Annotated in this window: 13 protein-coding genes, 1 tRNA gene and 2 pseudogenes; 4 read left to right on the top strand and 12 right to left on the bottom strand. The window is 69.1% G+C overall.

Annotation, left to right across the window (positions count from 1 at the left end):
• Positions 1–7: 7 nt before the first annotated feature.
• From ACIQD6_RS04075 to ACIQD6_RS04035, 9 genes and pseudogenes are all read right to left on the bottom strand, one after another.
• Complete coding sequence (locus ACIQD6_RS04075) at positions 8–535, bottom strand: phosphoribosyltransferase (RefSeq protein WP_401877699.1); 528 nt, start codon at positions 533–535, stop codon at positions 8–10.
• Positions 532–1,617: an adenylosuccinate synthetase gene (locus ACIQD6_RS04070; RefSeq protein WP_401877697.1), complete on the bottom strand. Its 1,086-nt coding sequence runs from the start codon at positions 1,615–1,617 to the stop codon at positions 532–534. The genes ACIQD6_RS04075 and ACIQD6_RS04070 overlap by 4 nt, the downstream gene beginning before the upstream one ends.
• Entirely contained in the window at positions 1,602–3,059 is a 1,458-nt protein-coding gene (gene purB, locus ACIQD6_RS04065) for an adenylosuccinate lyase (RefSeq protein WP_401877695.1), read from the bottom strand. Before purB ends, ACIQD6_RS04070 begins: the two co-directional genes overlap by 16 nt.
• Entirely contained in the window at positions 3,056–4,204 is a 1,149-nt protein-coding gene (locus ACIQD6_RS04060; RefSeq protein WP_401877693.1) for an IMP dehydrogenase, read from the bottom strand. Before ACIQD6_RS04060 ends, purB begins: the two co-directional genes overlap by 4 nt.
• A 207-nt stretch (positions 4,205–4,411) precedes the next feature.
• Positions 4,412–5,020: a GTP cyclohydrolase I gene (gene folE, locus ACIQD6_RS04055; RefSeq protein WP_401877691.1), complete on the bottom strand. Its 609-nt coding sequence runs from the start codon at positions 5,018–5,020 to the stop codon at positions 4,412–4,414.
• The gene (locus ACIQD6_RS04050; RefSeq protein WP_401877689.1) at positions 5,017–5,697 is read right to left on the bottom strand and encodes a 7-carboxy-7-deazaguanine synthase QueE; all 681 of its coding nucleotides are present in this window, start codon (positions 5,695–5,697) and stop codon (positions 5,017–5,019) included. The genes folE and ACIQD6_RS04050 overlap by 4 nt, the downstream gene beginning before the upstream one ends.
• A gap of 106 nt (positions 5,698–5,803) precedes the next feature.
• Positions 5,804–6,169 carry a 6-pyruvoyl trahydropterin synthase family protein gene (locus ACIQD6_RS04045; RefSeq protein ID WP_401877687.1) on the bottom strand — a complete coding sequence of 122 codons (366 nt, stop codon included), beginning with the start codon at positions 6,167–6,169 and terminating at the stop codon, positions 5,804–5,806.
• 236 nt (positions 6,170–6,405) lie between these two features.
• Positions 6,406–7,359, bottom strand: a complete 954-nt coding sequence (locus tag ACIQD6_RS04040) for an NB-ARC domain-containing protein (protein WP_401878174.1) — start codon at positions 7,357–7,359, stop codon at positions 6,406–6,408.
• Between the two features lie 108 nt (positions 7,360–7,467).
• Positions 7,468–7,671: pseudogene (locus tag ACIQD6_RS04035) on the bottom strand (multiprotein-bridging factor 1 family protein); the annotation flags it as partial.
• Between the two features lie 561 nt (positions 7,672–8,232).
• Here ACIQD6_RS04035 and ACIQD6_RS04030 point away from each other — a divergent pair.
• Positions 8,233–8,937 (top strand): annotated as a pseudogene (locus tag ACIQD6_RS04030) (anthranilate synthase component II); the annotation flags it as partial.
• Between the two features lie 3 nt (positions 8,938–8,940).
• Here ACIQD6_RS04030 and ACIQD6_RS04025 read toward each other — a convergent pair.
• Positions 8,941–9,327, bottom strand: a complete 387-nt coding sequence (locus ACIQD6_RS04025; RefSeq protein ID WP_401877685.1) for a VOC family protein — start codon at positions 9,325–9,327, stop codon at positions 8,941–8,943.
• Positions 9,328–9,438: 111 nt separating this feature from the next.
• Here ACIQD6_RS04025 and ACIQD6_RS04020 point away from each other — a divergent pair, with 111 nt between their 5' ends.
• Positions 9,439–10,209 (top strand): TetR/AcrR family transcriptional regulator, encoded by a 771-nt coding sequence (locus ACIQD6_RS04020; RefSeq protein ID WP_401877683.1) that lies wholly within the window; start codon positions 9,439–9,441, stop codon positions 10,207–10,209.
• Positions 10,210–10,332: 123 nt separating this feature from the next.
• Here ACIQD6_RS04020 and ACIQD6_RS04015 read toward each other — a convergent pair.
• Positions 10,333–10,404, bottom strand: a tRNA-Arg gene (locus tag ACIQD6_RS04015).
• A 162-nt stretch (positions 10,405–10,566) separates the two neighbouring features.
• Entirely contained in the window at positions 10,567–11,610 is a 1,044-nt protein-coding gene (locus ACIQD6_RS04010; protein WP_401877681.1) for a Ku protein, read from the bottom strand.
• A gap of 50 nt (positions 11,611–11,660) precedes the next feature.
• On the opposite strand from ACIQD6_RS04010, the gene ligD reads away from it, so the two are divergent.
• Both ligD and ACIQD6_RS04000 read left to right on the top strand, forming a co-directional pair.
• Entirely contained in the window at positions 11,661–12,545 is an 885-nt protein-coding gene (gene ligD / locus ACIQD6_RS04005; RefSeq protein WP_401877679.1) for a non-homologous end-joining DNA ligase, read from the top strand.
• A 157-nt stretch (positions 12,546–12,702) separates the two neighbouring features.
• The gene (locus ACIQD6_RS04000) at positions 12,703–13,044 is read left to right on the top strand and encodes a zinc-ribbon domain-containing protein (protein ID WP_401877677.1); all 342 of its coding nucleotides are present in this window, start codon (positions 12,703–12,705) and stop codon (positions 13,042–13,044) included.
• Positions 13,045–13,083: the final 39 nt, after the last annotated feature.

Below are 13,083 nucleotides of genomic sequence, written 5' to 3'. Positions count from 1 at the left end.
CCGCCCGTCACTCCGACCCCGGCAGCGGTACGGCGTTCTCGCCGACCGCGGGCGGTGCCTCCCAGGGGAACACCGTCCAGTCGTCCACCTCGGCCGCCGTGTAGTCGGCCGCGTTCGCCGCCCCCAGGTTCCGTACCACGACAGCCGTACGGACCTCGGCCGCGCCGAGCGAGAGCGCGGTGCTCACCGCCAGGGCCATGGTCCCGCCGTCTCCCATGATGTCGTCGACCAGCAGCACCCGGGCCCCGGTCAGCGGCCGGTCCGGCACCACGTAGTCCAGTACCGCCTCACCCCGTTCGCTGTAACGGGAGTTGGAGGTGTTGCGGGGGATGCCGAGGATACGGAAGTCCTCGACGGCCAGCAGATTCGACAGGGCGATGGCGGGTGGCAGTCCGCCACGCGCTATGCCCGCCACCACTGTTGGCGCGTAGCCGCTCGCCTCGATGTCCTTCGCCAGAGTGCTGAGCATCCGGCCCATGGCCTCCCAGCTGATGGTCAGCAGTCGGTCCCGGCGCCATACCGGTGCGGGCTTCATCGGTCGCCTCCCACAGTACCCAGGCCACCCCGGCCGCCGACGCCGATCGGCACATTCCGGCCGGTGCCGGCGGGCGGCCGGCCGTTCCACCGGTCGATGACGTCGGCGGTGTCCGGGCCGGTACCGATCAGGTCCACCGGAAGGCCGAGACCCTCCTCGACCATCGCCACGAACGCCGCCGCCGCCTCGGGCAACGCGTCCGTGCGCACACCGAGTCCGGCCGCGTCCACATGGTCGAGGAAGGTGAGCGCCACCCGCGAGGGCCGGTTGACCCGTACCGCCTCCCGCGCCTGGTCCAGGTCGAACGTGCCGCTACGGCGGCGCCGTCCCGTCACCGTGCCGTACTCCACGATCCCCAGCCGCTCCGCCTCCCGGTCCTCCATCTCCGTGGGGAACGGGCCCGCGCCGACGCGGGTCGGATAGGCCCGGAAGACCAGCACCACCTCGTCGATCGCCAGCGGCCCCAGCCCCGCGTCCGCGGCCGCCGTGCTCGCCGTGCTGTCCTTCCCGACGGTGTACGGGTAGCTGCCGTACAGCACCGACAGGCCGAAGCCGTTGGTGCCCTCGACATGGATCCGCTCGTCCGCGTCGACCGCGTCGTTCACCTCCTTCACGGTGTCGGTCAGGTAGGGGGCCAGCTCCGGGACGTCCTCGGCTCTGCGGGCCGAGCGCATGGCCCGCGCGGCGAGTGCCGGGCCGTGCCCGCTGCCCGTACTGCGTACGCGATCGCGCAGGACCTGGTCGGCGGCTTCCGCGCTCACATGCCCGGGATCGATGACGGTGGCGCGGAAGTCCACGCCGACCCGCCCCCGCGCGTCGAGTCCCTCGATCTCCTCGATCAGCACCTCGGGCCGTACGAGCACCCCGGCGCCCAGCAGCAGCCGGGTGCCCGGATGGATCACCGCGCTGGGCAACTGCCGCAGTTTCAGGGTGCGTCCGTCGTGCACGACCGTGTGTCCGGCGCCCGGACCCAGGCCGGCCCGGACGGCCACCGCGGGCTCGTCCCGTACCGCCAGATAGCTGGAGATCTTCCCCTTGGCCTCGTCACCCCACTGGCCGCCGACGATCACCGTGCCAGGCATGTCAGGCCTCCTTGCGACGCCTCTTCGAGCGCCTCCTCGGACCGTCGTACGGTCTCTTCCGTCAGCTCCTCGCAGAAGCCGATGTCCGCGGCGGCCTCGGCGAGGGCCATGAGTTCGTGCCGGGGCAGGGCGGCGGTGACCCGCTCGTCGTCCGCCAGCACCTCCACCAGGTCGCGCTCGTCCCGGGCGGCGACCGCGCTGGCGCGCTGCAGGATCCGGTAGGCGTCGAGCCGGTCCGTACCGCGGTCGATCATCGCCAGCATGACCGCCTCGCTGAGATGGCTGTGGCGGGACCGGTCGAGGTTCTCCCGCATCCGCTGCGGATAGACCCGCAGGTCCTCCATCACGGCGGTCGCGGTGATGAGCATCTCGTCCAGCAGGACGCAGGCCTCGGGCAGGGTGAAGCGCTCGTTGGCGGAGTTCGCCAGGTCCCGCTCGTGCCAGGTCACCACGTTCTCCAGGGCCGGTCCGACCAGCGACCGGACCAGCCGCGCCAGGCTGCAGATCCGTTCGCTGCGCACCGGGTTGCGCTTGTGCGGCATCGCGGAGCTGCCGATCTGGTCGCCCTCGGCGAAGGACTCCGCGAGCTCTCCGATCTCGGTTCTCTGGAGATTGCGGATCTCGGTCGCCAGGTTCTCCAGGCAGGCGGCGGTGAGCGCCGTCCAGCAGACGAACTCCGCCATCCGGTCCCGCGCCACGGCCTGGGCGCAGATCTGGGGTTCCGGCAGGTCCAGCCGGGCCAGGACCTCGCTCTGGACGCGCGCCCCCTGCGGCCCCAGACCGCCCAGCGAGCCGACGGCACCGGCCATCTTGCCCATGACGGCGCGTCCACGGAGCTGTTCGAGTCGTTCCAGGCAGCGCGTCAACTGGTCGAGGATGACGGCGAGTTTGAAGCCGAGCGTGACGGGCTGGGCGTGCTGGCCGTGGGTACGGCCGATCATCACCTGCCGCCCCTCCTTCTCGATCTGCTTCTGGAGCGCGGCCATCAGCGCGCCGAGCCGTTCGCCGAGCAGGCCGATGGCGTCGTCCAGTTGCAGGGCCAGGGCCGTGTCGATCACATCGCTGCTGGTCGCGCCGTGGTGCACATAGCGGGTGTACGGGGCGCAGCTCTCCGCGAACTCCTGTACCACCGCGTAGAGTTCATGCCTGCTCACCGCTTCGATGGCGGCGATGCGGTCCAGGTCGCACACGTGCTCGCGGGCCCGTTCGCCGATCACCTCGGCCGCCTCGGCGGGAATCACCCCGAGCCGGCCCTGTACGGCGGCCAGCGCGCCCTCCACGCGTACGAAGAGCTGGTAGCGGTTGAGGTCGCCGAGGAGGTGGCGCATCCGCTCGCTGCCGTACCGCCCGTTGACCCAAGGGCTCGACTGTGAACTCGGCGGCGCGGTCACCGGGCCCTTCTCCGGGCCTGTCTCAGGACGTGTCGTCTCAGGACGTGTCATTCGGTGGCCTCCACGGAGTAGTCCAGGGCGACCTGCTGCGTACGCTCCAGCGCGTGCGGGCGGTTCTCGGAGAGCCCGGCGGGCGTGACGCGGATGAACTCCGCCTTCTCCCGCAGCTCGGCCAGGGTGTGCGCGCCGGAGTAGCTCATGCCCGACCGCAGGCCGCCGATGAACGGCCGCAGGGTGGAGGCCGCCGAGCCGGAGTGCGCCCAGGTGGCCTCGACGCCCTCGGGGGTGTACTCCTCCAGCTCCTCGCGGCTGACCGACTCGCCGCGCGCCCGCTTGAGGGTGAGCTTCATGCCGAAGGTGACGAAACCGGTGCTGACCTTGAAGCGCTTCCCGTCGCGTTCCACCAGGCGGGCCTCGCTCTCCTCTGCGCCGGCCAGGGCGCTGCCGAGCATCACCGAATGCCCGCCCGCCGCAAGGGCCTTGACCACATCGCCCGGCGCCTTGATGCCACCGTCCGCGATCACCGGGATGCCCGTACGGGAGGCTTCCTCCGCGCAGTCGAGCACGGCGGTCAGCTGGGGCACCCCGCTGCCCGCGACGATCCGGGTGGTGCAGATGCCGCCGGGGCCGATGCCCACCTTGACGGCGTCGGCGCCCGCGTCGATCAGGTCCCGGGTGCCGGCGGCGGTGGCCACGTTCCCGGCGATCACGGCGGTCTCGGGGAAGCGGGCCTTCAGCTTCTCGACGGCTTCGAGTACGTAGTCCGCGTGGCCGTGCGCCACATCGGTGACCAGTACGTCGGCGCCCGCCTCGACCAGCTGGGCCGCCCGCTCCAGATAGTCGTCGGTCACACCGACGGCGGCACCGACCCGCAGCCGCCCCCGCCCGTCGACCGTGGCGTCGGCCGCGTCGTCCGGTACGGGCGAGGCCTTGACGGCGGCGACCTCGGCCGCCTGGGCCCCGGCCATCTGCATCCGGTGGACGATGCCGAGGCCGCCGAACAGGGCCATCGCGACCGCCATCCGCTGCCCGGTGCACCAGGGGGTGTTGGCGGAGAGAACCGGGACCCGCAACGGGATGCCGGCCGTCAGCTCGGTGCTGATGTCGGTCGCCGAACGGCTCACCACCGAGGTGCGCCGGGGCACCAGCAGCACATCTTCCAGGCTCAGCCCGGTGCGGATTTCACGAACTGTCACGTGCGTACTCCTCCTCCGATCGTGGACGGCCGCGTCGCGGCCGGACGCCCGGCGGTACGGCGACGTCGGCATGACGCCGCGTCGCCGTACCGCCGGACCGTCCCGCTGCCGCGCCGCCGAGCCGTCGCACCACTGCCATGTACGGAACTGGTGTCATCTGCGGAAATGGTGTGGTTCGCGAGTCAGGTGCGATGTGCGGGACTCGTGTCATTTACGGGACTGGAAGACCGTCGCCACGAGTTCCTGGCGGGCCGGCCCGTACTCCTCGAAGATCCCCGAGAAGACCGAGGACGTCATCGCCGCCGGTGTGCGGATGCCGCGCATGCTCATGCACAGGTGCTCGCCCGTGGCGATGACGGCGACATCGCTGGAGCCGGTCACCTTGGTGATCTCGTCCGCGATGTCCCGCACCAGCCGCTCCTGCACCTGGAGCCGGTGGGCGTGGCGCTGGGTGATCCGGGCGAATTTGGACAGCCCGAGCACATCGCCGTGCGGCCGGTAGGCGATGGTGACCGAGCAGGAGAACGGGAGCAGGTGGTGTTCGCAGAGCGACCACACCTTGATGTCCTGGATCAGGACGATCTGCCCCTGCGTCCGGAGCGGGAACATCGTGTCCACGTTCCCCGCCTCGTAGCTGGAGAACTCCCTCCACCAGCGGGCGAAGCGCGCCGGGGTCTCCTTGAGCCCGTCGCGGTCCGGGTCCTCACCGATCTCGATGAGCAGCTTGCGCGCGATGTCCTCCAGGGGATCGGCCGCCTCCCGGCCCTCGTCGGTGACAGCCGGCTCCAGATCCGTTGTTCCGCTCACGGTGCTCACACACCTCTCCTGTCGCCCCACACGGCGACATGCAGTCGGGTAGTCAGATTCCAGCCGCGGGACACGACCTCGTCCCCGAGGGCGGCCAGATGCCCGGCCACCTCCGACGGGAGCTGCCCCTCGGGCATGATCCATACGGGGTTCGTCCCGTACCGGTCGACGACGGACGCCACTTCGTCCAGGTCGCCCGTATCCCGGCAGACGAACTTGAAGGCGGTTTCCGGTACCGCCGCGAACGCGCTCAGCGCCTCCGGCACCAGTCGGCGCGACTCCGGGTCGCCCGAATGAGCCAGTTTGGGCGAGACGTTGAACCGCACACCCAGCTCGATCACCTCGGCCTGGGGGACCACGGTGCCGTTCGTCTCGATCTCGACGGCCTTTCCGGCCGCCTTCAGGGCGCGCAGCAGGGGCAGCAACCGGCGCTGCTGGCTGAGGGGTTCGCCACCGGAGATCACGATCAGCGGCACGCCGTAGCCGAGGAGCCGGTCCCGTACCTCGGTCCAGGGCATCGGGGTCAGTTCACGGCGGGGGTCATGGGCGACTCCACTGTCGCCCACGCCGGTCCAGTCCCAGGTGTACGGCGTGTCGCACCAGCGGCACGACAGGTTGCAGCCGCCCAGCCGGACGAAGGCGCACTGCCGGCCGGCGGACGGTCCTTCTCCCTGTACGGCCTTCAAGTGGGGCCGAAGATCTCGTTCACGACGAGCTTCGGACCCACCACGGCATCACCTCCCCGGCTTTCCGCCCCGAGGGTGTCCGGCTTCCCCGGGGTGGGGCTGCGCGTCACGGCCGGAACTCCGCCCATGTCTTGGCCGTCTCGGAGACCCGGACCGAGCTCAGCTCGGGGAACTGCGGCAGCCACCGTTCGTACAGCCACTGCGACAGGTTCTCGGCCGACGGATTGCGGTCGGTCAGCACATCGTTGAGGTGCCGGTGATCGACCTCGGTGTCCAGCCACTGGCTGAACGACTTGAGCTCGCCGTAGTCGCGTACGAAGCCGGTCTTGTCCAACCCGTCGGTGGGCGCCGAGAGTTCAAGCTCCACCACGTAGTTGTGGCCGTGCATCCGGCCGCACGGGTGGCCGTCGGGCAGGTCGTCCAGCTGGTGGCTGGCTGAGAAGTGGAACTCCTTGCTGATCCGAAAAGTCATGTAAAACCCTCCTGCTGGGTAGTCGCCGAACTGGCTGAGGCCATGGTGTGTTCGGCTCCGTCGCAGGCACATCACGGCCATGACCGTGGCCGGGGCGACGGCGTACCGAGATACGGCGGACACGGCACCGAAGGACGGCCTCTCGGTGAGCGTGGGGTTCCCGGGTCCCGGGCCCGGCTCCCGGCTCCCGAGTCCCGGATCATGAGGCCCGCGGCCCCGGGCTCGGCTCCCGGGCCCTATCCCGCCCGCACGGCGAGATAACCCTCCCGCCGAGCGCACTCACGGGCGAAAGCCTTCACCACTCCCTCGAAGTGGTATTCGTTGCGCGAGACGTGTTCCAACAGGTGGATGTCCGTCAGCGAGTCGAGCACCTTCTGGGCATTCACGGCATCGGTCCCCAGGATTTTCGCCGCCTCCGAGACGGTGACGGTACTGCCGGATCTCGATCCGAGCACCCTCAACCCCCGGGCGGCTTCCGGGCGGAGGGAGCGATAGGACCAGGAAAGGACGGTATACAGATTGCTGGTCTCGTCATCGATCGCGCACAGATACCGGAGCAACGCGTCCGGGTCGCATCGCTCATACATTTCGATGCCGCCGACCGTCTCCATCCGTTCCACGGCGATACGAACGGTCAGGGGCAGATAGCGGTACTCGCATATCGCGTTCACCTTCCCGGGCAGCGCCGCGCCGGCGAGCCGGGCCAGCAGCCCGTCGTATTCGGCCTCGGTCAGAAGCGGCACGGTGACGCGGTACGCGCCGTCCCGGGCGACCAGTCCGGCGAGGCGGCTCCGGCTGGTGATCACCGTCATGCATCCGGAAGAAGCCGGCAGCAACGGGCGGACCTGTTCGGCACTGAGTGCGTTGTCGAGCACGATCAGCAGCCGTTTTCCCATCAACATGCTGCGATAACTGGCGGCCAGATGCTGTAACTCCATCGACAGAGAATCGGACGGGGCTCCCAGAGCCGTCAGGAAACTCCGCAACACCTCCTGAATACTGGCGGACCGTTGCCCCGGGCCGAATCCCTGAAGGTCCGCGAAAAGCACACCGTCGGGAAAACTCGCCCGGACGCGATGCCCCCAGTACACAACGGTGGCCGTCTTCCCCACTCCCGCCGCCCCGTCGACCACCGTGACGACGGCTTGACCGTCGCGCTGGCGGTCCACCTCGGCGAGCGTGGCGTCCAATTCCGCCAGTACGTCGGAGCGTCCCGTGAAGTCGGCGACGCTCCTGGGAAGTTGAGCGGGACTTGTCCGCCCCTTCTGTCGCCGCGGTGGTCGTACGAGTAAATCGAGCAGGCCGCCCTCCGCCTCCAGGACTTCGTCGCACCGCCGCGCCAGCCCCTCGGCAGCCCGTTTCTTCCCTGTCTCCACCCGACTCAGGTGGCTACTGCTGTAATTGACCAGTCGAGCCAAGTCACCCAGGGATAACCCGCGCTCCTTGCGTAAGAGCCGGAGAGACAAGCCAAATGATGCGCTTGTGGAAACTTGTCTCTCCATCATCCACTTACCTCCGCAGTGTGGATCATCGCAACTACGGGACATTTACGGATATTCCGTCTCCATGTGCCGCTTCAGCATTTGAACACACCGGTCTGACGGGGAGTAGAACGCGGACGCCGATTGTCCGAATCCGGCGGCTGGCATCTCGGCGGCGGGCGCGGACTGCGGAGAGCCGGAGCCTAGGCGGCATTGGGCCGACGAGGGGAAAAGGCGGGCGGAGCCGGGGTTCTGGGGGCCCCAGATTGGCGCGGAGCATATGGGTCCGCATTGCCCGCGCCACACGCACACACACGTGGACACGTGTGAGCACGCGTCGGCCCGCCCAGGCACCGGCGGCCACACGCCGGTCGGCACCGGCGGCCCACCTTCGGCGCGAGCCCCCGACGCGAGTCCCGCCGGACCCTCGCCCTTTGAACACGTGGTGCGGCAATCGCGTATCCAAGGACGTCCTGCTCCGCGGAAAGGGAGTTCTGGTCACGGGAATGGGCGTGCTGGGGGGGGGTGGCGGGTCGCGCTTGACCCGTAAGGCGCCGGAAAGACGAAAAGGAGGTGGGCCGGGTGAAAACTCTGCTCATCCATCATGACGACTCGTACGCGCACAACCTGTTCCGGCTGATAGCCGAGATCAACGGCGAAGATCCGGTCGTGGTACTCAACAGCGCCGCGGCCGGAGCCGAGTTGGACCTGCGACTGTTCGACAACGTCGTGGTGTCCCCGGGGCCGGGAGGACTGAGATCGGGACTGGCACTGAGACCAGGGCCGGGACCGGGTTCGGGTTCGGGACCAAGGCTGGAACCGAGACACCCCGGCACCCTGCGCGCCTTCGGCATCGGCACCGCACTCCTGGCGCGCTCCGGCATCCCCGTACTGGGGGTGTGCCTCGGGCATCAGGGCATCGCGATCGGCGAGCAGGCCCTGGTGACCGCATCGCCGCGGCCCCGGCACGGCCATCTGTCCATGATCAGGCACGACGGCCGCGAGCTGTTCCGGGGACTGCCGCAGAACTTCACCGCGGTCCGCCACCACTCGCTGTCCGTACAGGAGCCCCTGCCACCGAACCTGACGGCCACCGCCTGGGCCGAGGACGGCGTACTGATGGGACTCCGGCACCGGACACGTCCGCTGTGGGCCGTGCAGTTCCAACCCGAGTCCGCACACACGGAGTTCGCCCACCGTATGCTCGCGAACTTCCGCGACCTGACGGCGGCCTGGCCCCGTCCGGCGAGGACCCCGGCCCGGACCCCGGCCAGGCCCCGGGAAAGGCCGTCACTGACTGTCGGGTGAGACCCAGCTGACGAGCTGGAGAATCACACCGTTCGGATCGGTGACCTGAAAGAGACGCTCACCCCACGGCTCTTCGCGCAGCGGCATGGTGATGGAGACGCCTTCGCTCCGCAGTCGCTCGTATTCGGCATCCAGATCAGCCACGGTGAAAGCGATGATCACGCCTGCGGCATGCTGGTCCCTGACTCCCTCGGGCAGGACCTCGATGCCGCGCTTCAGAAAGATCACGTCGACGGCGTCCTCGCGGACCAGAGAGGCGAAGCCTTCAGCGGCCATGGCCTCCTGGAAACCGAAGTGCCTGGTCAGGAACGCGGCAGAGGCGGGGACGTCGTCGACGGTCAGGGAGACGGCAGTGGAAGTGATCTTCATGGGGCTCCTCCGAAAGCTCGAGATCAATCTCTGTACGCTGTACTCTATACACCGTACAGAGTAGTGAGGGCGGCGACGGCAAAGCCCCCCGGTGGAACATGGAGCGAGCGCATGACCAAGGGCCGAAGCGGTGCGGGCGACCCGGCCCGCACCCTGGAACTGCTGTGGCGCGAGTCCGGGCAGAGCGACCGCCGGCGCGGCCCCAAGCAGGGCTTGTCGGTTGACGCTGTCGTCCAGGCCGCCATCGAACTCGCCGACGCCGGCGGGCTGGACGCCCTGACCATGCGCAGCGTCGCCCAGCAGTTGGGCGTCACGCCTATGACGCTCTACACGTACGTCCCGGGCAAGGCGGAACTGCTCGCCCTCATGCTGGACTCCGCCTATCTACAGATGCCGCGTACCGATCACACAGCCGCCCCGTGGCGCGCGAGGGTGGAGGCCGTCGCACGCGAGAACCGCGACCTGTGCAGGCGCCACCATTGGGTGGCGACCCTGCCCACCACGCGCCCGCCGCTCGGCCCCGGACTCATGACCAAGTACGAACACGAACTGGGCGCGTTCGACGGCCTCGGGCTCGACGATGTCGAGATGGACGCGGCCCTCACCTTCCTCCTCGGCTTCGTCCAGTCCGTCGCCCGCGCCGACCTGGACACCCAGGCCGCCGCCCGCGACAGCGCCATGTCCGACGAACAGTGGTGGGCCGCCAACGCGCCACTTCTGGCGAGGGTCTTCGATCCCGCCCGGTTCCCCCTCGCGGCCCGGGTCGGAAGTGCGGCAGGCGAAGCTCACCAGGGCACGTACAACCCCGAACACGCCTTCAGCTTCGGGCTCCAGCGCATCCTGGACGGCCTCACCCACCTGATCGTGAGCCGTTCCCGATAAGACCGACCGGCAATTGGGGGGCGGCACCGCATCCGGCCGCACACAAAGAACCGCATACAAAAAAGAAGACCCCGGCCTCAGCGTTTCCGCTGAGGCCGGGGTCTTCGGACACCTCTCGCAAGGTGCCCCCGGCAGGATTCGAACCTGCGCACCCGGCTCCGGAGGCCGATGCTCTATCCCCTGAGCTACGGGGGCGTATCGCTGTGTTGCTTGGCGACGAAGGAAACCTTACCAGCTTCGACGGGGTGGCTGTGAACAGGTATTTCCGGCCTAGGGCTCGCGTATCGCAGCAGTGTCGGGCGCGGTCCGCCACCCGAATGCCGGCGCGGCCCGCCATCCGAATGTCCGCCCCTGAGCTCAGGCCGACGCACGCTTCCGTCCCGACGACGCGGTCTTCTTGGTCGCGGTGGCCTTCTTCGTCGAAGCCGCGCTCTTCGCCGAGGCCGCCTTCTTCGCCGAGGTGGCCTTCTTGGCCGTCGTCTTCTCCGCCGCGCCCGTTTTCGCCGCGCCCGTTTTCGCCGCGCTCTTCCTGGCCGTCGTCTTCTTCGCCGCCTGCTTCCGCTTCCTCTCCGGGAGATGCGTCACCTCCGCGCCCCCTTCCCCTCCCCCCGCGCCTTCCTCTCCGCGCGCCCCCTTCGCCGCGCGCACGCTGTTCTCCAGCGCCGCCATCAGGTCGATGACCTTCCCTCCCCCGGCCTCCGCCGGCGCCAGCTCCGGCGCCGGTCCGCCCTCCGCCTTGGCGGCGATCATCTCCTCGACGGCCTCCCGGTAGTCGTCGTGCAGCGAGTCGAGGTCGACCGAGCCGAGCGTGTCCATCAGGGCGTCCGCCAGGTCGAGTTCGGCGTCCCGTACGGTGACGTCGGCCTCCGGCGCGACGCCCTCCGGGGCGCGGATCTCGTCCGGCCAGAGCAGGCCGTGCATGGCGATGACGTCGCCGACCACGCGCAGCATTCCGAGCCGTTCCCGCCCCCGTAGCGCGAACTTGGCGACGGCGACCTTCTTGCTGCGCTTCAGCGCCTCACGCAGCAGGGTGTACGGCTTGGCCGCGGGTACGCCGCTCGCCGAGAGGTAGTACGCCGTGTCCATCTGGAGCGGGTCGATCGAGTCCGCCGGGACGAACGCGACGATCTCGATCGTCTTCGCCGTGGGCAGCGGCAGCCCGGCCAGGTCCGCGTCGCTGATCGGGATGATGGACCCGTCGTCGCTCTCGTACGCCTTGCCGATCTCCGCCGCCGTCAGCTCCTGGTCGTCCAGCTCGCAGACCTTGCGGTAGCGGACGCGGCCGCCGTCCTCCTTGTGGATCTGCCGGAAGGAGATCGAGTGGTTCTCGGTGGCGTTCACCAGTTTGATCGGGATGCTGACCAGCCCGAAGGAGATCGCGCCGTTCCAGATGGATCGCACGTTTCATCCCTTTCATCCGATATCCGTGGAATCTATGGGATTCTCATCGTATGACGCCGATCACAGTGGTGGAGGGGCGGCGCTTGGCGCTCAGTAATCTGGACAAGGTCCTTTACGCGGCCACGGGCACCACCAAGGGCGAGGTTCTGCACTATTACGCCCGGACGGCGGGCCCCCTGCTGGCCCATCTCGCCGACCGTCCCGTCTCCTTCCTGCGCTATCCGGACGGCCCGGACGGCCAGCGCTTCTTCACGAAGAATCCGCCGCCCGGCACCCCCTCCTGGGTACGGATCGCCGAGGTGCCCAGAAAGACCGCCGACACCGGCGAGCAGGTGGTGGTGGAGGAGCTGGCGGCACTGATGTGGGCGGCGAACCTGGTCGTGGAGTTCCATACGCACCAGTGGCGGGCCCGGACGCCGGACCGCGCCGACCGGCTCGTCTTCGATCTGGACCCCGGGGCGCCGGCGACCGCCGTGGAGTGCTGCCGCGTGGCGCTCTGGCTGCGGGAACGACTCGGCTCGGACGGTCTCGACGCGTACGTGAAGACCTCCGGCTCCAAGGGCCTGCACGTCCTCGTACCGCTGGTGACCGCCGACTGCGCCGAGGTCTCCGCGTACGCGAAGGGCCTGGCCGTCGAGGCCGAGGCGGCGCTGCCGGAACTGGTGGTGCACCGGATGCGCCGTTCACTGCGGCCGGGGAAGGTCTTCGTCGACCACAGCCAGAACGCCGCCGCGAAGACGACGGCGGCGCCCTACACCCTGCGGGCCAGGGCCGAGCCGACCGTCTCCACGCCCGTGACCTGGGACGAGATCGAGAGCTGTACGGCCGCCGAGCAGCTGGTTTTCCGCCTTGACGACATCGCGGGCCGACTGGAACGGTACGGAGATCTCCTCGGCCCGCTCCTCGATCCCGACAGCGCCGGGGCGCTGCCCTGAGCCGGCGCCCCCCAATCGCCGGTCGGTCCAAGCGCAGGACGGCTCGGCGACAAGGCGGGATTCCCGTCCGGCCCGCCCTCCCGTCATCCCCGTGCGGCACACTCTCACCAGCACTCACCGCCCTCCCAGGGCCCCGCTCACGGAAGGAACCCGGCACATGATCATCTTCGGCACCAAGGGCTATCTCTACCAACTGGCGATACTGACGCTGATCTGCGGCCAGTGCGGCAACCCGTCGGCACACACCCTCAAGAAGCGCGTCACCAAGTTCACCCTGTTCTTCGTGCCGCTCTTCCCGTTCTCCACCAAGTACGCGACACAGTGCACCTTCTGCGGGTCGGAGCAGCAACTGGCCAAGGACCAGGCCGACCAGCTGCTCGCCCAGAACTCCGGACAGAGCGCCGGACAGCAGTACGGGCCGGGGAACGGACAGGGCCAGGGCAACGGACCCGGTTACGGGCAGGGCAACGGACAGCAGCAGAACCCGTACCAGCGCTGAGCCTCGCGGTCCACAAGACAGAGAAAACGGCTTATCTCC

Source organism: Streptomyces sp. NPDC088400 (assembly GCF_044753355.1).
GTDB lineage: Bacteria > Actinomycetota > Actinomycetes > Streptomycetales > Streptomycetaceae > Streptomyces.
This window is presented reverse-complemented; position numbering and strand designations above follow the sequence as displayed.